We start from the raw sequence: 20,928 nt of genomic DNA, 5'->3' as shown, positions 1-20,928 counted from the left end.
CAGGGTGACGGCATGAGCGAGAGCAGCCCCCGCCCGTCCGCCCTCGATCTCGTCCTGGCCGTCGTGGACCCCGGCAGCTGGCGGTCCTGGGACGAGCCCGTGGCCCTGACCGAGGACGACCCCGGCTACCGCGCCGATCTGCTCGCCGCGCGCGAGCGGACGGGCCTCGACGAGTCCGTCGTCAGCGGCGAGGGGCGGCTGCGGGGGCGCCGGGTGGCCGTCGTGGCCTGCGAGTTCCGCTTCCTGGCCGGGTCGATCGGGGTGGCGGCGGGGGAGCGGCTGGTGCGGGCCGTGGAGCGGGCCACGGCCGAGCGGCTGCCGCTGCTGGCGGCGCCCGCCTCGGGCGGCACCCGGATGCAGGAGGGGACCATCGCCTTCCTCCAGATGGTGAAGGTCGCCGCGGCCGTCACCGACCACAAGGCCGCCGGGCTGCCCTACCTCGTGTATCTGCGGCACCCCACGACCGGTGGGGTGCTCGCCTCCTGGGGCTCCCTCGGCCATCTCACCGCCGCCGAGCCCGACGCCCTCATCGGCTTCCTCGGGCCCCGGGTGCACCGGGCCCTCTACGGCGAGGAGTTCCCGCCGGGCGTCCAGGTCGCCTCCAACCTGCTGGCGAACGGCCTGGTGGATGCGGTGCTGCCGGCGGACCGGCTGGCGGAGACCGCCGCCCGGGCGCTGTCCGTGCTGACCGCGGACGGCGCCGGGGCGGGGCCGCCGCCCGAGCCGGTCGCCGTCCATGCGCCCGACGTCTCGCTCGTGCCCTCCGCCGAGGAGTCCATCCGCCGCTCGCGCCGGCCCGACCGGCCCGGCACCCGGGAGTTCCTGCGGGCGGCCGCCACCGATGTCACGCCGCTGTCGGGCACGGGCGCGGGGGAGCGCGACCCGGGGCTGCTGCTCGCGCTCGCGCGGGTGGGCGGCACCCCGTGCGTCGTCCTCGGCCATGACCGGGGGAGCCGGGACGGGACGTCGGAGGACGGCCCTCCGGCGCACGGCCAGGCGCTCGGACCGGCCGGGCTGCGGGCGGCCCGGCGCGGCATGCGGATCGCCGCCGAGCTGCACCTCCCGCTGCTCACGGTGGTGGACACCGCCGGGGCGGCGCTGTCGCGGTCGGCCGAGGAGGGCGGTCTGGCCGGCGAGATCGCCCGCTGCCTGGCCGACCTGGTGAACCTGCCCGCGCCGACCCTGTGCCTGCTGCTCGGCCAGGGCGCGGGCGGCGCCGCCCTCGCGCTCCTCCCCGCGGACCGCGTGGTGGCCGCGCGGCACGCGTGGCTGTCGCCCCTGCCGCCCGAGGGCGCCTCGGCGATCCTGCACCGGACGACGGACCGGGCCTACGAGGTGGCGGCGCGTCAGGGCGTACGCTCCGCCGACCTCTTGGCGAACGGAATCGTGGACCGCATCGTAGAGGAAGAAGAGGACTTCCTTTCGACTCTCGGGCAGGTGATCGGAGCGGAGATGGCCGCTCTCAGGGCGTGCGACCAGCGCGAACGAAGCGTGGCACGCCGTGCGCGCTACCGGCGCCTCGGCGGCCCGGGTGACATTCACTCATAAGGCGATACGGGCATCACGGGCATTGCGGCTGCACTCCTGAGGGGAATTGACAGACTTAGGTTTGCCTAACCTAATCTCTTCCTCGTGAACGACAGGAACACCACCGTGACCCTGCTCCGACCGATCCTGTATCGGCTCCGCAGAGTGCTCGCCGCGGGCCTCGCCACGATCGCCGGCGTCACCGCGCTCGCCGCTTGCGGCAGCGAAGACCGCGCCGCCACGGCCGAGTAGCCGGCCACGCGGCCCCCTCCGCCCCGCCGCCGGGGCCGCACCCCGCGCCCGCGCCCGGCGGCAGCGCCACTCGCACACCCCTGCCCCCGAAAGGCACACCCGTGCGTCTGTATCTCCTCGCCCTCAACCCCACCGATTCCGTCACCGAGGGCTTCCTGCCCGCAGCCGCCCGCCTCGGGCTGACGGTCACCCTCCTCACCGACCAGCCCGCCGCCCACCGCCGCGCCTGCGAACGCCACGTCGCGGCCGGCGGCGAGCCGCTGCCCGAACTCGCCCTCGAGGAGTGCGACGTCCGCGACGTCCGCGAGGTCACGGGCCGCATCTCCGCCCTCGGCGGACCCGGCGCGGTGTTCACCAACAGCGACCACCTCCAGGTCCAGGCCGCCCTGGCCGCCGACTACTTCGGGCTGCCCGGCAAGGACTGGCGGGCGGCCCTCCGCACCAAGAACAAGGCCGAGATGCGCCGTGTCCTGGCCGCCTCCGGCCCGGACGCCGTGCGGTCGGCCGAACTCGGCCCCGCCGAGGACCCGGCCGCCCTCGCGGCCGCCGCCATCCCCTACCCCTGGGTGCTCAAGCCCCGCGAAGGCGTGGCCAGCGAGGACGTCTTCCTCGTGCACGACGCGGCCGAACTCGCCGACTGCTGCCGGGAGATCCGCGCCCGGCGGCCCGGCGCGGCCCTGGTCGCCGAGGAGTACCTGGCCGGCGAGCTGCACACCCTGGAGACCCTGGGCGACGGCACCGTCCTGCACGCCTTCGCCTCCTTCCGGACCGAGCTGTCCCCGCCGCCGCACTTCGTCGAGGAGCGCATGACGCTCCTGCCCGCCCCCCGGCAGCCGCACACCGGACAGGTCCTGGACCGGCTCCGCGCGCTCGGCGTCGGCTTCGGGGTGTGCCACACCGAATACGTCGCCCAGGGCGACCGCGCCCGCATCGTCGAGGTCAACTACCGCGCCATAGGCGACCAGTGCGACCTCGCCCTCGCCGGAGCCCTGGACATTCCGCTCTTCGAGCACGTCCTGCGCACCCACCTCGGCGAGCCGCTCCCGGCGGAACTCGGTGCGCGCAGCGACGGCCGGGTACGTATGGAGTACGTGTGCGCCGAGCGCGGCGGCACCCTCAAGGCCGCGCCCGGGGCGAGCGACACCGAGCAGGACGGCGTACGGCTGGTCTACCGGCCGCTGCGCGAGCTCGGCGAGGAACACCCGCGCTACCGCACCAACCGCGACTACCTGGGGGTGTTGCGGGCGACCGGTACCGACCAGGACCGGATCGACCGGGCCGTCGCGGAATTCCTGGCCCGCCGGCGATGGGAGATCGTCACATGAGCACGGCGACGCCGTCCCCGGCGTCCGCGGCGGCCGACCCCGCGGAGAACGCGCTCCTCGGCAGGGTGCTCAGCACCCTGCTGCGCGAGAACGCCTACGGGCTGCGCAGCGGGGCCGGCACCGAGCAGCGCCCCGACGGCACCTGGCTCCGGCTCCCCGTCACGGAGGAAACGCTGATGCTCCCGGTCGGCCCCGAGGGCTTCCAGTGCGAGGTGCAGGCCCGCGAGCCGGTGCTCGACACCCCGGACGGCCCGGTCCGGGGCCTGCGCCCGGTGCTCTCCCGGCTGCGCGCCGCCGCCCCGCCCGAGGACCGGGCCGGCTTCGACGCCTTCCTCACCGAGTGCGAGGAGGAGCTGGCCGCCGCCCGGCTGCACGGCCGGGTGCGCGAGGCCGTCCTGCGGCGGCTGGCCGGGAGATACGGGCACTCCACCGCCGAGTGGACCGGGCTGCGCGGCTGCCTCGCCCACGAGACCCTCGCCGCCTTCCGCGAGCACCCCGTCTACCCCACCGGCCGGGTGCGCTCCGGCCTCACCGAGACCGAACTGCGCTCCTACGCACCCGAGTTCCACCCCTCCTTCGGCCTCCGTTGGCTCGCCCTGCCGCACGGGGCCGTGCACGGCGAGCGCGCCGAGCTGCCGCACTGGTGGCCCACCCCGGCCGCCCTCGGCCTGCCCGCCCGGCTGGACGCCACCCACCTGGCACTGCCCGTCCACCCCCTGACCGCCGCCGGGCCGCTCGCCGGAGCCCTCGCCGCCACGGGCCTGGAGGGCGCCGCCCACCTCGCCGAAAGACCCTGGCTGGAGGTCGTGCCCACGCTGTCGACGCGCACCGTGGCCGTCGCCGACGACCCGGAGATCCACCTCAAACTCCCGCTCGCCACCGCCACCCTGGGCCTGCGCAACCGGCGCACCATCAAGCCCGGCAGCCTGGTCGACGGCGAGGTCGGGCAGCGGCTGCTCGAGCACGTCGTCGTCCGGGAGCCGCGCTTCGCCGGCACCGTGCTCCTTGCCGACGAGCGCACCCACCTGCACGCCGGTCACGAACTCCTCGCCGCCCTGGTGCGCCACTGCCCGTCCGGGCTCCAGGACGCCCATGTGGTGCCCGTCGCCGCGCTGCTCGCCCGCACCCCCGACGGGCGGCTCGTCGCCGACGCACTCGCCGAGCGCTACTACGGCGGCTCGCTCGTGGCCTTCGTCGACGCCTATCTGACCCTGCTGCTGGACTGGCACACCACCCTCTTCTCGTACGGCATAGCCCTCGAGTCCCACCAGCAGAACACCTCGGTGGTGCTCGACGAACGGGACGGCAGGCCCCGGATGCGGCTGCTGCTGAAGGACAACGACGGGCCCCGCGTGCACTCCGTCCGGCTCGCGGCCCGGCTCGGCGGGGCGGCGGCCGACCTGCTCGGCTTCGACGACCGGCGCATCCTCGTGGCCGGCGACGGGCCGGTCGCCGACGTCTTCGCCACCATCACCGTCCACCTGTGCGCGGGCGCCCTCGCCTTCGAGCTGGCCGGGCTCGGCAGGGGGACGCTGGAGGGCTGGCTGCTCCAGCTGCGCCGGCGGCTCGCCGAGGCCGTCGACCGGCTCGCCCCGGGCACGGCCGCGATCCTGCGCACCCGGGTCCTCGACGCCGACCGGCTGCCGGTCAAGGCCATGATCACCGCGGGCACGCTGCTCAGCAAGGAGCGCTCCGGGGCCGCCGACATCAACAAGTACTACGTGGAGGGCCCCAACTACCTTCGGAGGGCGGCCCGTTGACGGCCCTCCCGCACCCGCCCGCAGCGAACCCTTCAGCAGGACCCGCCGCCGCGGCCCCGACGGCGACCGTCAGCACGCCCCCTCTTCCCATGCCGGAGTCGCCGACATGTCCTCAGCCACCCCCGCCGCGTCCGTCACCCGCCCGACGACGCCGCCCGGCCTGCCCACCGCCGACCACGTGGTCGCCCACACCCTGCTGAACTGCCTCCTGCGCGAGGTCTCCGGCCCCGAGCACCAGACCGCCGTCTCCGACGGGCACCTGCTGCTGCGGCTGCCCCGCAGTGACGTCCTGCTCCGGGTCCGGCTGCGCCGCGCCTCCCTCATCGGCGCCCACCGCTTCACCGGGCCCGTCACCGAACAGCGCGCCGGGGGCTGGGCCGAGCTGTCCTGGCAGGCGCTCGCCGAGCACGTCCACCGCGAGCTGGAACTGCGCACTGGGGTGCGCAACGACGAGTTCCTCGGCCAGGTGGCCGTGGGCCACGCCGGCATCCGCGCGGCCCTCGGCGCCTGGCGCCCCGGCGGGGACGGCCTCGCACCCGCCGAGCGCTATCTGGACTCCGAGCAGTGCCTGCTCTTCGGCCACCGCTTCCACCCCACCCCCAAGGCCCGCTCCGGCGACCCCGGCGACTGGGGCCGCTATGCCCCCGAGGCCCGCGCCCGCTTCCCCCTGCGCCACCTCGCCGTGCGCCGGGAGCACGTGCGGCAGGACTGCGTCCGGGAGGGCACCGCCGGGGCGGCCGCGCTCGCCGCGCTCGACCGGCAGGGGAGCGTGCCGCCGGGCTACGTCCTGCTGCCCGCCCACCCCTGGCAGTTCGGCATGCTCAGGGACCACCCCGCCCTGCGGGCCGCGCTCGGCCGGGGCGACGTCCTCGACCTCGGGCCGCGCGGCGCCGCGTTCGCACCGACCGCCTCGGTGCGCACGCTCTACGACGGCCGCGACTTCCTGAAGTTCAGCCTGAACGTCCGGATCACCAACTGCCTGCGCAAGAACGCCGAGTACGAGCTGGCCGGCGCCGTCGCGCTCACCCGGATCCTGGAGCCGGTCGCCACCGCCCTGACCGCCCGCTTCCCCGGGGCCGGGCTGCTGCGCGAGCCCGGCTACCGCACCCTCGGCCTCGGCGGCCGGGAGCTGGCGGAGGGCTTCGGCGTCATCGTCCGCGAAGGTCTCGGCGCCCGGCTCGCGCCCGGCCTCACCGCCCTGCTGGCCGCCGCGGTCGCCGACGAGTACCCCACCGGCGGTGCCCAGCTGTCCCGGCTGCTCGCGGGCTCCGGCCCGGAACGGGCCCTGGCCTGGTGGGACGCCTATCTGCGGCTGCTCGTGCCGCCCGTGCTGGCCGCCTACTTCGACCACGGCGTGGTCCTGGAGCCGCACCTGCAGAACGTCGTGGTCGGCGTCGACGACGAGGGCATGCCCCGGCAGGTCCTCCTGCGCGACCTGGAGGGCACCAAGCTGCTCCCCGACCGTCACGCGGCCGCCCTCGCCGCGCTCGACGCGGAGGTGGCGCGGGCCATGACGTACGACCCCGAGCGCGGCTGGGACCGGGTCGTCTACTGCCTGCTCGTCAACCACCTCGCCGAGACGCTGGCCGCGCTCGCCGACCGCCACCCCGGCCTGGAGCCCGGACTCTGGTGCTCCGTGCGCCGGGTGCTGGCCGCCTGCGCCGCCGCCCACGGCGACCCGCCGCGGCTGCGCGCCCTGGTCGCCGGGGTGCCGCTGCCCGCCAAGGCCAATCTGCTCACCCGCTGGGAGCGCAAGGCCGACCGGCACGCCGGATATGTGCGCATCGGCTCGCCCCTGGCCTCGGACCTGCTCTGCGAAGCCGCCCGTACCGACCCCTGGAGCCGCACACCGTGATCACCCGACCGGTCGCGGCCCTCGCCGGGCGCCTGCCCGCCGACGGCCTGCCCGCCTACGTCTACGACCTCGCCGCCCTGGACGAGCACGTCCGTGCCGTACGGGCCGCCCTGCCCGGCGCCGTCGAGCTGTACTACGCGGCCAAGGCCAACCCCGCCCCCGAGATCCTGGCCGCCCTCGCGCCCCACGTCACCGGGTACGAGGTCTCCTCGGGCGGCGAACTGGCCCACGTCCGGCGGGCCGTGCCCGGCCTCCCGCTCGCCTTCGGCGGCCCCGGCAAGACCGAGGCGGAGCTGCGGCTGGCCCTGGAGCTGGGCGTCGAGCGCTTCCACGTGGAGAGCGAGCAGGAACTGCGGCTGCTCGCCCTGCTGGCCGGAGAGAGCCCCGGCCGCGAGCCGGTGGATGTCCTGCTGCGCGTCAACCTCCCCGCCGGCGGGGACGGCCCGGCCGGGGCGGCCCTCACCATGGGCGGCGGGCCGAGCCCCTTCGGCCTCGACCCGCGCCGTGCCGAGGCGTGCCTGCCGCTGCTGCGCGGCCCGGGCCTGCGGCTGCGCGGCATCCACGCCCATCTGGCCAGCGGCCTGGACGCCCCGGCCCAGCTGGCCGTCGCGGCCGGAATAGCGGGCTGGGCAGGGGAGTTCGGCGAGCGGCACGGTCTCGGGCCGATCGAGGTGAACGTCGGCGGCGGCATGGCCGTCGACTACGCCCGGCCGCGCGCCCGCTTCGACTGGACCGCCTACGGCAAGGGGCTGGCCGGGCTCGCGGCCGGGCATCCCGGCCTCACCCTGCGCATCGAGCCCGGCAGGTCGCTGACGGCCCACTGCGGCTGGTACGTGACCGAGGTGCTCGACCTCAAGCACAGCCATGGCGAGGCCTTCGCCGTGCTGCGCGGCGGCACCCACCACATGCGCACGCCCGCGGCCAAGGGCCACGACCACCCCTTCGCCGTGCTGCCAACCGACATCTGGGACCGGCCCTGGCCGCGGCCGGCCGCCCTGGACGAACCGGTGACCCTCGGCGGGCAGTTGTGCACGCCCAGGGACGTGCTGGCGAGGCGGGTGCCGGTGGCGGAGCTGAGGGTGGGGGACCGGGTGGCCTTCGCGATGGCGGGGGCGTACGCCTGGAACATCTCGCACCACGAGTTCCTGATGCACCCGAAGCCGGGCTTCCACTTCCTTCGGTGACGGAATCGGTGACGCAATGCATGTATCCGCCACTGTTTTGCCAATTATAGATGGTGGATGCATCTATATCGGCGTAGCGTCGGCGTCGCGGTCCCGGCGGTCCCGGCCACGGCCGGTGGCGGGGCCGCGGCCACGGGGGCTTCAGCCGCGCCCCGGAACCCCGGGGCGGCCTACCGAAAGGGGACACCGCGACCATGTGCGGGATCACCGGATGGATCGCCTACGACCAGGACCTCACCACCGCGCGCGGCACGCTCGACGCCATGACGGAGACCATGGCCTGCCGCGGGCCGGACGCGGGCGGCACATGGCTGGACACCCACGCCGCCCTGGGCCACCGCCGGCTGGCCGTCATCGACATCGAGGGCGGCAAGCAGCCGATGCTCGCCGAACACGACGGCCGCACCCTGCTCGCCACCACCTACAGCGGCGAGGTCTACAACTACCGTGAGCTGCGCGCCGAACTCGAGGCCCACGGGCACGCCTTCCGCACCGCCGGCGACACCGAGGTCGTCCTCCACGCCTACCTCGAATGGGGCGAGTCCTTCACCGAACGCCTCAACGGCATGTACGCCTTCGCCCTCTGGGACCCGCGCACCGAGGAACTCCTCCTGGTCCGCGACCGCATGGGCATCAAGCCCCTCTACTACCACCCCACCCCCGACGGGGTGATCTTCGGCTCCGAGCCCAAGGCGATCCTCGCCCACCCCGCCGTGCGCCCCGCCGTCGATGCCGAGGGCCTCGCCGAGATCCTGGCGTTCACCAAGACCCCCGGCCACGCCGTCTACAAGGGCATGTACGAGCTGCGCCCCGGCCACACCGCCCGGGTGCGCCGCAGCGGCCTGACCGTACGCCGCTACTGGGGGCTCGAGGCCCGCGAGCACACCGACGACGTACGCACCACCGTCCGGCACGTGCGCGAGCTGCTCGACGACATCGTCGCCCGCCAGCTCGTCGCCGACGTGCCGCTGTGCACCCTGCTCTCCGGCGGACTCGACTCCTCCACCGTCACCGCCCTCGCCGCCGGGGGGGGGGCTCGCCGGGGCCGGACGCGGCCCGGTGCGCTCCTTCTCGGTCGACTTCACCGGCTACACCGAGAACTTCCGCCCCGACGACGTGCGGCCCACGCCCGACGGCCCGTACGCCCACGCCCTCGCCGAGCACGTCCGCTCCGACCACACCGACATCGTGCTCGACACCGCGACCCTGATGGACCGGACCCACCGCGACGCGGTGCTGTCCGCCCGCGACCTGCCCGGCGGCTTCGGGGACGGCGACACCTCCCTCTACCTCCTCTTCAAGGCCATCCGCGAGCAGTCCACGGTCGCGCTGTCCGGGGAGTCCGCGGACGAGATCTTCGGCGGCTACCGCTGCTTCCACGACCCCGAGACGGTGCGGGCCGACACCTTCCCCTGGCTCGCGGCGGGCACCTTCGACAGCTTCTCCGGCCCGGCCGGCGGCACCCGCGTCGCCCTCCTCGACCAGGGCGTCCTGGGCAAGCTCGACCTGCCCGGCTACCAGCAGGCCCGCTACCGCGAGGCCCTCGCCGAGGTCCCCCGGCTGCCCGGCGAGACCGGCCTCGAACGGCGCATGCGCGAGATCTGCCACCTCCACCTCACGCGCTTCGTCCAGCTGCTCCTCGACCGCAAGGACCGCATGAGCATGGCCGTCGGCCTCGAAGTGCGCGTGCCGTTCTGCGACCACCGCCTCGTCGAATACGTCTTCAACACCCCCTGGGCGATGAAGACCTTCGACGGCCGCGAGAAGTCGCTGCTGCGCGCCGCCGCGCGCGATGTGCTCCCCGCGTCCGTCGCGGACCGCGTCAAGAGCCCCTACCCCAGCACCCAGGACCCGCGCTACGCCGCGGTGCTCCGCGCCGAGCTGCGCCGCACGCTGGCCGACCGGGACGCGCCCGTGCGGCCGCTGCTGGACGACCCGGCCGTGGCCGACGCGCTCGCGGAGGAGTCCGGCGAGTCCTTCCGGACCGCCACGGAGACCGTTCTCGGCCTCGACAACTGGCTGAGTGCTTACGGCACGGCGCTCGAGCTGTAGTGCCGGGCGGGCGCGGTGGGCTCCTCCTGGCGCACAATGGACGGCACAACACGGCACACACCAGGAGTCCCACCGTGGCCTTGCAGATGACCGTCGACCCGGACGCCGCCGAGCCTCCCTACGAGCAGATCCGCGCCCGCATCGCGGAACGGGCCCGCTCCGGGGACCTCCCCGTGGGCTACAAACTGCCGACGGTGCGCGGCTTCGCGGAGGAGCTGGGCCTGGCCGCGAACACGGTGGCCAAGGCGTACCGGGCGCTCGAGGCGGACGGCGTCATCGAGACGCGGGGGCGGAACGGGACGTTCGTGGCGGCGCAGGGGGATACGGCAGAGCGCGAGGCGGCGGCCGCGGCGCAGGCGTTTGCGCAGCGCGCCCACCGCCTCGGCCTCGACCACGAGGCCGCCCTGGCGGCGGCGCGGGATGCGTTGCGGGCGGTGTACGGGGGCTGAGGCCGGGGGTTTCTTTCCCCACCCCGCCCCTTCCCGTAACTGGGGCTACGCCCCAGACCCCGGGACCGCGCTGCGCGCGGTGTCCTCAAACGCCGGACGGGCTGGAAATCCAGCCCGTCCGGCGATTGAGGACCGGGGGTCCGGGGGCGGAGCCCCCGGTTACGGGAAGGGGCGGGGTGGGGAAAAGAAACCCCCCTACAAGTACAGCCCCGCATCCGCCGTCGGAGACGGCCCCGGCACCGATGCCGGCCCCGTGCCGCGCCGGAGCGCGAAGAGTTCCGCGAGCGTGGCACCGTGCCGGCCCACCCCCTCCTCCCGCCCCAGCCACCGCACCGCCTCCGCCCGCGTCAGCGGACCGACCTCGATCCGGGCCAGGCACCGCCCCGGCCGCACGACGGCCGGATGCAGCCGCTCCAGGTCCTCGTTCGTCGTCACGCCGACGAGCACGTTGCGGCCCTGCCCCAGCAGCCCGTCCGTCAGGTTCAGCAGCCGGGACAGCGCCTGGCCCGCCGCGTGCCGGGCCTCGCCGCGGATCAGCTCGTCGCAGTCCTCCAGGAGCAGCAGCCGCCAGCGGCCCTGCTCGGAGCCGTCGTCCTCGCCGATGGCGATGTCCATCAGATAGCCGACGTCGTTCAGCAGCCGCTCCGGGTCCAGGACGCAGTCGACCTGGCACCAGTCCCGCCACGCACGGGCCAGTGTGCGCAGCGCGGAGGTCTTGCCGGTGCCGGGCGGGCCGTGCAGCAGCAGGAGCCGGCCTGCGACGTCGTCCGGGGTGAGCTTCATCAGCCGGTCCATCGCATCGGCCACCGGGGCCGTGTAGTTGGCGCGGACCTCCTCCCAGGTGCCCGCGGAGATCTGCCGGGTGGTGCGGTGCGGACCGCGCCGCGGGGAGAGGTACCAGAAGCCCATGGCGACGTCCTCGGGCTGGGGCTCGGGCTCGTCCTCCGCGCCCTCCACGGCCTGCGCCAGCACCCGCACGGCCAGCTCTTCGCTGACGGCCGTCACCGTCACCTCCGCGCTGCCGCGGAGCCAGCGGTCGGCCAGCAGCCTCCAGCCCTCGCCCTCGGCGAGCGTCGCGCTGCGGTCGTCGTCGCGCGCGGAGCGCACCACCCGGGCCCCGGGCGGCAGCAGCGTCGCCCCGGAGCGGACGCGCTCCACGGAGTGGCCGCGCGCGTAGGGCTGTTCGCCCGCACTGAAGGGGGCGAGGAAGAGGGCCTCGACGACGTCGGCCGGGGAGTCGCCGTCCACGTTCAGCCGGATGGCCGGGGAGCCTGCGGAGCCCACGGAGCCCACGGAGCCCGCGGAGTCCGGTGCGGCGGGGGAGGAGGGGCGGTCGGCGGGCGCGTCGGCAGGCATGCCGCCCATGATCCGGCACGCCCCGCCCCGCCGCACCCGGGTTTTCCCCGGTTCCGGCCCCGTTGCGCCGGGAAGCCCCCGCACACCGTTTCCGCCGCCGTTACCCTTGCCGTGATGGGACGTCATGGTGGGGGGCGGGCGTTGCTGCGGTCGATCGGGGGGCGGGCAGGGACGCGGCGGTGGCGCCTCGCCGCGATGCTCGTGGCCACCGCCGCCGCGCTGGCCCTGCTGGCGGCCCTGGTCGTCGCGGCCTGGCAGTCGGGCGGCGGCGCCAAGGGCGGCCCCGGCCGCCTCGGCGGCACCGCGGCCGACGTGGGCTGGGGCTTCACCCACACCCAGTACAGCGCCGACCTCGGCCGGGACGCCGCCCGCAAGAAAGCGGCCGGAACGCTCTCCGCCGACCCGCTGCCGCAGAACCAGCACATCATGGGCTGGGGCGCCGACAACCCCGAGCCCCGGCCCGGGAAGTACAACTTCTCCGACCTCGACCGGCGCATCGCGCTGGTGCGCAGCACCGGCGGCACCCCGGTCCTCACCCTCTGCTGCGCCCCCGACTGGATGAAGGGCGGCGGCTCCGGCACCGACTGGTCCCAGAAGTCCCTGGAGAAGGCCCCCGACCGCGCCCACTACCGGGACTTCGCCGCCCTCGCCGGAAAGATCGCCCAACGCTATCCGGACGTACGTCACTTCATCGTCTGGAACGAGCTGAAGGGCTTCTACGACGAATCCAGGAACCGCTGGGACTACGAGGGCTATACCGAGCTGTACAACCTCGTCTACAAAGAGGTGAAGAAACGGAACCAGCGGGCCCTGGTCGGCGGTCCGTACGTGGTCATGGACAGCGAGGCCCCCGGCAGCACGTCCAACCCCTCCCGGCTGAGCGGTCCCTGGGGGGTGGTGGACCAGCGTGCCGTCGACGCGCTCGAATACTGGGACGAGCACAAGGAGGGAGCCGACTTCGTTGTCGTGGACGGCTCCAGCTACACCCGCACGGGCAGCAGGCTGGTGCCCGACGAGTTCGAGGCCACCCAGAAGTTCGCCGACGTCACCGCCTGGGTGAACCGGACCACGGGTCTCCCGGTGTGGTGGGCCGAGTGGTACGTGGAGCCCGCCGACGCCAGTGACAACCGCAATCTGTGGACCGAGCCGCACCGCGTCGCCGTCCAGGCCACCGCGATGATGCGGCTCGCCCGATCCGGAGCCGCGGCCGCCTTCTACTGGAACCCGGAGGAGCAGGTGGCCGAGTGCCCGGGCTGCCTGTGGCGCAGCACCGAACTCGACGACGGCGGAGGCGGGTTGCCGATGCTGGACCTGCTGTCCCGGTTCGCCAAGACGTTCCCCCCGGGAACGTCCTTCCGGTCGGTCGACGTGACCGAGGCGGACCGCGGCCGGATCCAGGCCCTGGCCGCGGGCGGCACGGTGCTCGTGGTCAATACGCGGGCCGAGGGGATCACGACGCAGGTCGACGGGCGCACGGTGGCGCTGGGGGCGTACGAAGTGCGCTGGCTCTGACGGCGCGGCCCCGTCCACCCGGCGGGCGCGTCCCGGGCGTTGCCTTTCCCCCGGGCCACCGGAACACTTCGAGCGGCGTCAACAGAGCGAAAGGAAGGCCCCGGTGCCCGAAAACGCGAGTCAGGCGTTGGTCATCGTCGATGCGGAGGACAACTACTACGTGCTGCCCAGGGAGGCCGTCGAGACGGCGAAGGCCGCCCCCGGGGCCAGAGCCGCCATCGAGCGGCACCTGACCAGGAGCGCGAAGGTGCCGCTGGCCGGCGGCTACGCCTTCGCGGGCGTCCTCACCCTCCCTGCCGAGAGCGAGCTGGCCTACTACACCCCCGAGCCCTCCTGGCCGGTGGCCACCACGTCCTGACGCGCCCCGCGACGGTGAAACGACGGTGAAGGAGAACCGATCGTGACGCACGCCGAAGCCCTCCCGCACCGGACCACCGTGACCCGCGCCCAGCAGCGGTCCTTCGCCGCCCACGGCTTCGTCCCCCTCCCCGGGCTGTGGGACCGCGCCCTGCCCGAGGGGCTCGCCGCGGAGGGGCGCGCCCGGCGCGCCTCCGCGGCGATACCCCGCGGCGGACCGCGCACCCCCGTCTCCGCGCTCCGCATGCCCCGCCGCGGCACCCCCGCCGCGAGCGGGCCGCTGCTGGCCCGCATACACCTGGCCCTGGTGGGCACCGCCCGGGCGCTGACCGGCCGGCTCCTCGTGCCCACCTTCGCCGCCTACGGCTACTACGAGGGCGACGACGAGGTCTTCCTGCACGTCGACACGGAACTGTGCCAGCTGACCCTGCTGACCACGGCCTTCGGCGAGGTCGGCCCGCTCCATGTGCACCCCGGACTCACCGGCAGCACCATGGAACGGCTCGGCGAACTGGAGAGCGACCCCGCATGGGACCGCGCCTCGGGCACGCTCCTCAGCTACCCGGTCACCGGTGTCACCGCCCTGAGCGGCCACGTTCTCCCGCACCACCGGCCCAGTCGCCCGCTCCCCGGGCCGAGCGCGGTGGCCGCCCTCTGCTACCGCTCCCTGTTCTGACGCCCCCTTACGGCCCTTACGAGATGGTCGCCATCCGCCACACCAGCGACCCCAGCACCACCACCAGGAAGGGCACCGCGAACCAGAAGGAGGCCTGCACCCGGCGCAGCTGCCGCACCCCCGGCCCCGCGCCCACCCGCACCAGCTCCCGCACGGTCAGCAGCACCAGCAGCGCCACCGCCGCCAGCCCGCCCACCACGGAGACGGGCGTCCAGGTGATCCTGGGCCCGGCCGGTCCGGGCCGGGGCTCCGGGGCCGTCCCGGGCGGCTGCTCCTTCAGCTCGTACAGCGCCGCGTCGTCGTTGGCGAGCACCCGGCGCAGCTCCGGCCGTCCGTCGAGGGCGTGCCGCAGCTGCCGGTCCCAGTCGGGGGCGTAGCCCGCGCTCATCTCCAGATAGCCGGACTGGCCCCGGGAGACGAACAGCAGGGAGCGGGGACCGGCCTTGCGCAGGGCGGTCAGCAGGCCGGGCACCTGCCCCGGGTCGCGCGGGGCGAGCGTCGGCTCGTACAGCACCCGCTCCATGTCGCGGGCGCCCCACGGCATGGCGGGGGTGACGTCGTTGAGCGGGTCCCTGCTCATCCACAGGACGCGCACGGTCGGTTCGTCGTGCCGGTAGACGTAGTCCATCGCCGTGACCTCGCCCGTGCGGACCCGTTCGAAGGACTCGTTGCCCCAGCGGGCCACCAGGAAGCCGAAGAAGAGCACCAGACCGGCCAGCAGCACGGCCACCGGCCCCCGGTACGCGTGCCCGCGCGCCTCCCGCAGGCGGGGGAAGAGCGCCAGTGCGGCCAGCGCACAGGCGCCCGGCAGCGCGAACAGGAAGACGCGCAAGGCGACTTCGCCGCCGTAGGACTGCATGCCGAAGGCGAGGAAGGGCACGGCGGTGAGCACGAGCAGCGCGCGGTCTCCGATCCCGGCGCGCCGCCGTCGCCACCAGCCGAGGGCGGCGAAGGCCAGCACCCCGGCCGCGAGCGCGACCCGGACGTAGAGCACGAGCTTGTGCGTCCGGCTGCCGCCCTCGATCCGGCCGGACACCGACGAGGAGACGTTGCCGCCCAGCGAGCCCAGCCCGCCGAACAGCTCGTGGAAGTGCCCCGACCAGTAGGGCTCCGCCAGGAACCCCACCCACACCGCCAGGATCACCCCGCACAGCAGCGGCAGCCCCGTCAGGGACGAGCGCTTGACCAGCACCAGGACGGTCAGGACGCCCAGCATGACGAAGGGCGTCAGCTGGTGGCTGGCCACCGAGGCGGTGAACAGCGCGAGCAGCAGCGCCAGCAGGGCGGTCAGCTCGCCGCGGCCGGCCGGGGCGACCTCGCGCTCGCCGGGCAGCAGCCGGCCGCGCAGCTGGCCCGGCCAGCGGAACCACACCAGGAGCACGGCCACGAAGAGCAGGTAGAAGAGATAGTTGAGCGACTGGGGGGAGAAGTAGTCCTGCCCCACCCAGCCGCACAGGGCGAACAGCCACAGCGCCGTCCACTTCGCCCGCCAGCCCGCCCGTACCGCTCGCAACAGCAGCAACAGGGGCGCCAGGCAGAGCAGCTGGACGACCAGCGGCCACCAGCGCAGCACCTCGGTGAGGTCGTCGACGCCGCAGGCGTGGGCGGCGAGCGCGGCGAGGGCGAAGAAACCGGGCCAGCTCCAGCGGGCGTCGAGGTCGGGCGCCGCGGTGCCGGTCCGGTCGATGTAGTCGAGGAACCCGACGTGCTGCCACGCGGTCGCGAAGCGCGGCTGGTCCTCCAGCAGCGCGGGCACCGCATGCAAGGACACCACGGTCGCCAGCAGCACCGTCAGCAACAGCCATCTGCGCGGCCGCTCCAGCCACAGCGCTCCCGCGAACGCCAGCACCAGCAGCGCCGCCCCGATCAGGCTCGCCACCGGCATGACGGAGACCAGCCCGAGCCCGCCCATGCCGTCCAGGTCCACCTCGCCGACGGCCTTCAGCGGCAGCCAGTACAGCGCGAGCGCCGCGGCGAGCAGCAGCCCGATCCCCGCCTCCGGCGTGCGCCACCGGGGGACGGGCCGGGGTGCCGAGGGCCCGGCGGCCGGCGACGGCGCCGCGGCGGGGGCCTGCTCCACGGACTTCTCCACCGGCTGCTGCGTCGACTTCTGTACTGGCTTCTGCATCGGCTGCTGCATCGGCCTCTGCACCGGCTCCGCCGCCAGCCGCACGTCCGGGCGCCGCTCCAGATGGTCTATGTCCAGCCGCACGCCCAGCGGGAGGGTGTCCGGGTCGAGCGCCGAGCGCAGCGGCGCCCAGCGCGCCCCGCGGCTCCCGGACTCCCGGCCGTCCGCCCCGGCGTCCCGCCGGTCGCCGTGCACCGCCAGGTCCGCGAGGTCGCCGTCGGGGGACGTCTCGGCGGCGTCTGGGGGCACCGGCGGCCGGTCCGCCTTGAGCACGCCCCACAGCTTCACCGCCGCGATCGACACGATCACCGTCAGGCTGCAGATCTCCGCCACGCCCGCGCCCGTGAGCCCCATCCGGGGGAGCAGCAGCAGCGTCAGCCCCAGCACGAGCACGCACAGCAGCCCCTGGAGGTAGGCCAGCCCGGCCGTGCGGCTCTGGGCGCGCAGCACCGCGAAGTAGACCTCCATGACCACCCGCAGCGCCGCGCCCACCGCGAACCAGCGCAGCAGCGGCGTCGCCGCCCGCTCGTACCCCGGCCCGAACACCCGCAGGACGTACGGCGCGAGGAGGAACAGCAGCACGCACACCGGCACCATGATCTTCGCCATCCGGCGCAATGCCGCCCGGCAGTTCTCCGCCAGCCGCCCCGGATCGTGCGAGCCCTCGACCGTCAGCGAGGCGCCCATGTTGATGGCCAGCAGGTTGATCGTGCCGCCGATGGTGGAGGTGATGTAGAAGTAGGCGTTGTCGGACGGGCTGACCTGCGCCGCCACGATCACCGGCACCAGATAGACCACGGCCAGCGAGAACAGCGACCCCGTGCAGTCGCCGGCCAGGAAGCGGCCGATCTCGCGGTACGGGGCCGGCCGGGCCGTCTCCTCGGTCGCCCGGACGTGCGCGGGCACCAGCCTCCGGAACACCAGCCACCCCAGCGGCAGCACCGAGACCGCGATGGAGACCACCCAGGAGACGAACACCCCGGACACCGGCAGCGCCGCCGCCAGCCCCACCAGCAGCGCCAGCTTCACCGCCGAGAAGACGGTGTTGCCCACCGGCACCCAGAAGGCGCTGCGCAGCCCCGTCAGCACCCCGTCCTGGAGCGTCAGCAGCGACCAGGCCACCACGGCCGCGACGAACCCCAGCCCCGGCAGCGCCCCGTGCAGGAAGCCGTAGGACGGCCCCCAGGAGTCCAGCGTCAGCAGGAAGACGCCCGCCGCCGTCGCGACGACCGCCGAACTGCCCGCGTACGTACGGAAGACCAGGCGGCCCGTGGTCCGCCCGGCGACCGGGATGAAGCGGGCCAGCGCCCCGGTGAGGGTGACCGCCGTCAGCCCCGCCAGCAGCTTCATCGCGGCGATCGCCGCCGAGCCCTGGCCGACCGAGTCCTCGCTGTAGTAGCGGGCGGCCACCAGCCAGAAGCCCACGCCGAGCACGGCGCTGATGCCCGTGTTGAGCATCAGCGCGAAGGCGTTGCGGAACAGCGGGCTGCCGCCCCCGCGCCCGGGCAGCCGCAGCCGCCGGGCGGCAGGCTCCACCGCTCTTTCCTCGGTCCGGGTGGAGGTGTCAGACACGGGCCTCGATCGCTTTCCTGACGGCGCGGCGGCTTCTGCGGACGATGGCGTACCCCTTGGTCAGGGCCCGGTCGGCGGCGAACAGCCGGCCGAGCCCCCGGCCCTCGACGAGCCGTTCGAACTCGGCCGTGCCCGTGGATCTGCGGACGGTCACCCGCTCCAGGGCGTACGGCCCCTGGCGGCGGGCGGCCAGTGCGTTGCCCACGGCGAGCGAGACGTCGAACCCGGCCGCGCGCACCGTACCGCGCACCCTGCGGCTGGAGTAGCCGTAGGGGTAGGCGAACGACACGGGCGGGTGACCCAGTTCGAGGGCGAGCAGATCGTGGCAGTGCCGCACCTCGAACCACAGCCGCTCGTCGGTCAGCTGGTCGAGCTGCGGGTGGGTGTGGCTGTGCCCGCCGATCTCCACGCCCGCCGCCGCCAGCTCGCGCACCTGGTCCCAGTCCAGCATCAGGTCGAGCGCGCCCCCGGTCTCGTGGGCGCCCCGCAGCCAGCCCGTGGAGACGAACAGCGTCGCAGGGAAGCCGTGCCGGGCCAGCACCGGGAGGGCGTAGCGGTGCACGCCCTCGTAGCCGTCGTCGAAGGTGATCAGCACCGGCTTCGGGGGCAGCCGCCCGCCGCGGCGCCAGGCCGCGGCCAGCTCGTGCGTCGTGACCGGGGTGAAGCCGGAGCCCGCCAGCAGCGCCATCTGCTCGGCGAACGCGCCGGGGGAGACCGACAGTCCGTACGCCGCACGGGCGGGCGAGTGGGCCACCGCGTGGTACATGAGGATCGGCACCGGCCGTGCGCTCATGCCGCCGCCCCCCTCTCCGGGGCCGCCCGGTCCGCAGGGGCCGCCGGGAGCGCGGCCACCGCGAACCGCTCCCCGCTGCGCCGCGCCCGCAGGGTGCCCACGGCGTAGCCGCCGACCGTCGCGGCCAGCCCGGCCACGATGGCCCCGGCCCGGCCCGCCCCGCCGGGCCTGCCCAGCAGGGCGTCCCGCAGCCCGCGCGCGACTCCGGCCGGCAGCACCCGCGTGGTGTACCGGCGCTCGCTGGCCAGCCCCTCCTGGGCCCCCACGCTGTGCGCCACCAGGGCCTTCGACAGGCCCTCGGCATAGGCCCGGGTGCGGAAGTAGCCGAACCGCTCACGGGCCTCGGGCACCCGGTGGTGGATCACCGAGCGGTCGTCGATCAGCAGCACGGCCTCCGGCAGGGCCCTGGTCAGCCGGATGCACAGCTCGGTCTCCTCGCAGCCCAGCGGCAGCCGGTGGCCGTCCCGCCCGATGCCGCTGGCGAAGCCGCCCGCGGCCACCAGCCCCGACCTGCGGAACGAGGCGTTGCCGCCGAGCACGTTGCGGACCGCCACCCGGCCCGGCGGCAGCCCGCGGTAGGTGCACCCCACGACCCAGTCGAACTCCTCCGGGAACCAGGCGGGCCTGCGCCGGGACGCCCACACCGGCTGGGTACGGCCGCCGACCGCCATCACCCGCGGGTCGGCGTAGCCCTCGGCGAAGTGCAGCAGCCAGTCCCGCTCGGCCACCGCGTCGTCGTCGAGGAAGGCGATCACCTCGCCGGAGGAGGCGGCGACGCCGGTGTTGCGGCCCGCGGACAGGCCCCGGGGGCCGGCGTTGGGCAGCACCCGCACGCGCTGCCCGCCGCCGTCCCCGTAGACCTCGGCCAGCCGGCGCAGCAGCGCGGGGTTGTGGTCGACCACGAGCAGCGTCTCCAGGGCCGGGTACGACTGGTCGCGCACCGAGGCCACCGCGGCGAGGATGTCGCCCCAGCGGTCCTCGGTGTAGACGCAGACGACCACCGAGATGCCCGGTGCGCACGTCCGTCCGGTCTGTGCAGCGCTCAAGACACTTCCCCGTGGTTCGCCGCGGGTGCGATGGCGAGGGGGCGCTTGCGGCGCCGGGTGGCACGGCGGCTGCCGCGCTCCCGGAGGATCACCTTCAGCACCCGGATGCCGTCGCGCACGGCGCGCAGGTTGCTCGTGCCGTGTATGCGGACGAACTCATGGCTGGGAATCTCCTGGACCCGCAGTCCCGCCTTGACCACTCTGATGTTCATCAGGGTCTCCACCTCGAAGCCGGCGCAGTCCAGGGCGATCGCGTCGAGGCAGTGCTTCCAGAACGCGTTGTACCCGTAGCAGAGGTCGGTGTAGCGGGCACCGAACTTGTGGTTGACCATGGAGGTCAGTACGCGGTTGCCGAGCTTGCGGATCAGTGTCATGTCGTCGGTGCCGCCGCCGTTGGCGAAGCGGGACCCCTTGGCGAAGTCGGCGCCGCCGACCAGCGCGGAGACATAGCTGACGATCTCCCCGCCGTCAGCGGAGCCGTCGGCGTCGACCATCACGATGATCTCGCCCGTGCAGGCGGCGAAGCCGGTGATCAGCGCATCGCCCTTGCCCTTGCCGAGCTGCTCGACGACCTTGACGTCCGGGCAGAGGTCCCGGGCGACCCGGACCGTGTCGTCGGTGGAGTTCCCGTCGACCAGGACCACTTCGTGGATCCAGGCGGGCAGCGTCTTGAAGACGTACGGGAGGTTCTCCGCCTCGTTCATGGCGGGAATGACGACGCTCACCGGTGGCGCTATCGCGAACTGCGAGGTCACCGGACGGTAGCGGCCGGAGGTCCCGGGTGTCTCCGGCGGTTCGGGATCCTCTTCACTGGCCGCTGGGCGCAGGAACGCACTCATGGATCTTTCCCTCTCGTCCGGCGGACCGCCCGCCCGGAGCGGTCCGATCGTCTGTCCGGTTCGAAAAGGGGGTACTCACCCGGTCCCGGGCGGCAGGGATCACCGCACGGGCAGGGTGAGTTGGCAAGTAACACCGGCCGCGCGGCACGCGACTCGGCACTGCGGACGGCCGAGCGCGGCACCCCCTGCCGCGCCCCGCTCCGGCACCACCGTTACGGCTTTCGAAGCCCTCCCCCGGAGCCGCT

General features: G+C 74.5%; 15 protein-coding genes and 1 pseudogene. 11 read left to right on the top strand and 5 right to left on the bottom strand.

The window, feature by feature from the left end:
* Window positions 1-12: 12 nt before the first annotated feature.
* The 8 genes and pseudogenes from AC1Z4A_RS05595 to AC1Z4A_RS05560 all read left to right on the top strand — a co-directional run bounded on the left by AC1Z4A_RS05595 (window position 13) and on the right by AC1Z4A_RS05560 (window position 10,404).
* Window positions 13-1,548, top strand: coding sequence for a carboxyl transferase domain-containing protein (locus AC1Z4A_RS05595; RefSeq protein ID WP_483676713.1), 1,536 nt, complete (start codon window positions 13-15; stop codon window positions 1,546-1,548).
* An 84-nt stretch (window positions 1,549-1,632) separates the two neighbouring features.
* Entirely contained in the window at window positions 1,633-1,779 is a 147-nt protein-coding gene (locus tag AC1Z4A_RS05590) for a hypothetical protein (RefSeq protein WP_483676712.1), read from the top strand.
* Window positions 1,780-1,880: 101 nt separating this feature from the next.
* Window positions 1,881-3,104, top strand: a complete 1,224-nt coding sequence (locus AC1Z4A_RS05585; RefSeq protein ID WP_483676711.1) for an ATP-grasp domain-containing protein — start codon at window positions 1,881-1,883, stop codon at window positions 3,102-3,104.
* Entirely contained in the window at window positions 3,101-4,864 is a 1,764-nt protein-coding gene (locus AC1Z4A_RS05580; protein ID WP_483676710.1) for an IucA/IucC family protein, read from the top strand. The genes AC1Z4A_RS05585 and AC1Z4A_RS05580 overlap by 4 nt, the downstream gene beginning before the upstream one ends.
* Window positions 4,865-4,970: 106 nt before the next feature.
* Window positions 4,971-6,719 carry an IucA/IucC family protein gene (locus AC1Z4A_RS05575; protein WP_483676709.1) on the top strand — a complete coding sequence of 583 codons (1,749 nt, stop codon included), beginning with the start codon at window positions 4,971-4,973 and terminating at the stop codon, window positions 6,717-6,719.
* On the top strand, window positions 6,716-7,903 hold the full coding sequence (locus AC1Z4A_RS05570; RefSeq protein WP_483676708.1) for a type III PLP-dependent enzyme: 1,188 nt from the start codon (window positions 6,716-6,718) through the stop codon (window positions 7,901-7,903). The genes AC1Z4A_RS05575 and AC1Z4A_RS05570 overlap by 4 nt, the downstream gene beginning before the upstream one ends.
* Before the next feature lie 194 nt (window positions 7,904-8,097).
* Window positions 8,098-9,955: pseudogene (asnB, locus tag AC1Z4A_RS05565) on the top strand (asparagine synthase (glutamine-hydrolyzing)).
* A gap of 74 nt (window positions 9,956-10,029) precedes the next feature.
* Window positions 10,030-10,404 carry a GntR family transcriptional regulator gene (locus AC1Z4A_RS05560; protein WP_483676707.1) on the top strand — a complete coding sequence of 125 codons (375 nt, stop codon included), beginning with the start codon at window positions 10,030-10,032 and terminating at the stop codon, window positions 10,402-10,404.
* A gap of 195 nt (window positions 10,405-10,599) precedes the next feature.
* On the opposite strand, the gene AC1Z4A_RS05555 is transcribed toward AC1Z4A_RS05560, so the two are convergent.
* Window positions 10,600-11,760, bottom strand: a complete 1,161-nt coding sequence (locus tag AC1Z4A_RS05555) for a DUF5925 domain-containing protein (RefSeq protein WP_483676706.1) — start codon at window positions 11,758-11,760, stop codon at window positions 10,600-10,602.
* A gap of 114 nt (window positions 11,761-11,874) precedes the next feature.
* Here AC1Z4A_RS05555 and AC1Z4A_RS05550 point away from each other — a divergent pair, with 114 nt between their 5' ends.
* From AC1Z4A_RS05550 to AC1Z4A_RS05540, 3 genes are all read left to right on the top strand, one after another.
* On the top strand, window positions 11,875-13,272 hold the full coding sequence (locus AC1Z4A_RS05550) for a xylan 1,4-beta-xylosidase (RefSeq protein ID WP_483676705.1): 1,398 nt from the start codon (window positions 11,875-11,877) through the stop codon (window positions 13,270-13,272).
* A gap of 103 nt (window positions 13,273-13,375) precedes the next feature.
* Window positions 13,376-13,630 carry a hypothetical protein gene (locus tag AC1Z4A_RS05545; RefSeq protein ID WP_483676704.1) on the top strand — a complete coding sequence of 85 codons (255 nt, stop codon included), beginning with the start codon at window positions 13,376-13,378 and terminating at the stop codon, window positions 13,628-13,630.
* A gap of 42 nt (window positions 13,631-13,672) precedes the next feature.
* The gene (locus AC1Z4A_RS05540; protein WP_483676703.1) at window positions 13,673-14,305 is read left to right on the top strand and encodes a hypothetical protein; all 633 of its coding nucleotides are present in this window, start codon (window positions 13,673-13,675) and stop codon (window positions 14,303-14,305) included.
* Window positions 14,306-14,321: 16 nt separating this feature from the next.
* Here the strand turns inward: AC1Z4A_RS05540 and AC1Z4A_RS05535 are convergent, their stop codons facing one another.
* The 4 genes from AC1Z4A_RS05535 to AC1Z4A_RS05520 are packed head-to-tail and all read right to left on the bottom strand — an operon-like array spanning window position 14,322 to window position 20,683.
* Window positions 14,322-18,005, bottom strand: coding sequence for a lipopolysaccharide biosynthesis protein (locus AC1Z4A_RS05535; RefSeq protein WP_483676702.1), 3,684 nt, complete (start codon window positions 18,003-18,005; stop codon window positions 14,322-14,324).
* Complete coding sequence (locus AC1Z4A_RS05530) at window positions 17,998-18,798, bottom strand: polysaccharide deacetylase family protein (protein ID WP_483676701.1); 801 nt, start codon at window positions 18,796-18,798, stop codon at window positions 17,998-18,000. Before AC1Z4A_RS05530 ends, AC1Z4A_RS05535 begins: the two co-directional genes overlap by 8 nt.
* Window positions 18,795-19,844: a glycosyltransferase family 2 protein gene (locus tag AC1Z4A_RS05525; protein ID WP_483676700.1), complete on the bottom strand. Its 1,050-nt coding sequence runs from the start codon at window positions 19,842-19,844 to the stop codon at window positions 18,795-18,797. Before AC1Z4A_RS05525 ends, AC1Z4A_RS05530 begins: the two co-directional genes overlap by 4 nt.
* Complete coding sequence (locus tag AC1Z4A_RS05520) at window positions 19,841-20,683, bottom strand: glycosyltransferase family 2 protein (RefSeq protein ID WP_483676699.1); 843 nt, start codon at window positions 20,681-20,683, stop codon at window positions 19,841-19,843. The genes AC1Z4A_RS05525 and AC1Z4A_RS05520 overlap by 4 nt, the downstream gene beginning before the upstream one ends.
* Window positions 20,684-20,928: the final 245 nt, after the last annotated feature.

Source organism: Streptomyces sp. 17_S59 (assembly GCF_056930295.1).
The sequence above is the reverse complement of the archived record's forward strand: the minus strand, read 5'-3'. Positions and strand labels throughout refer to the sequence as shown.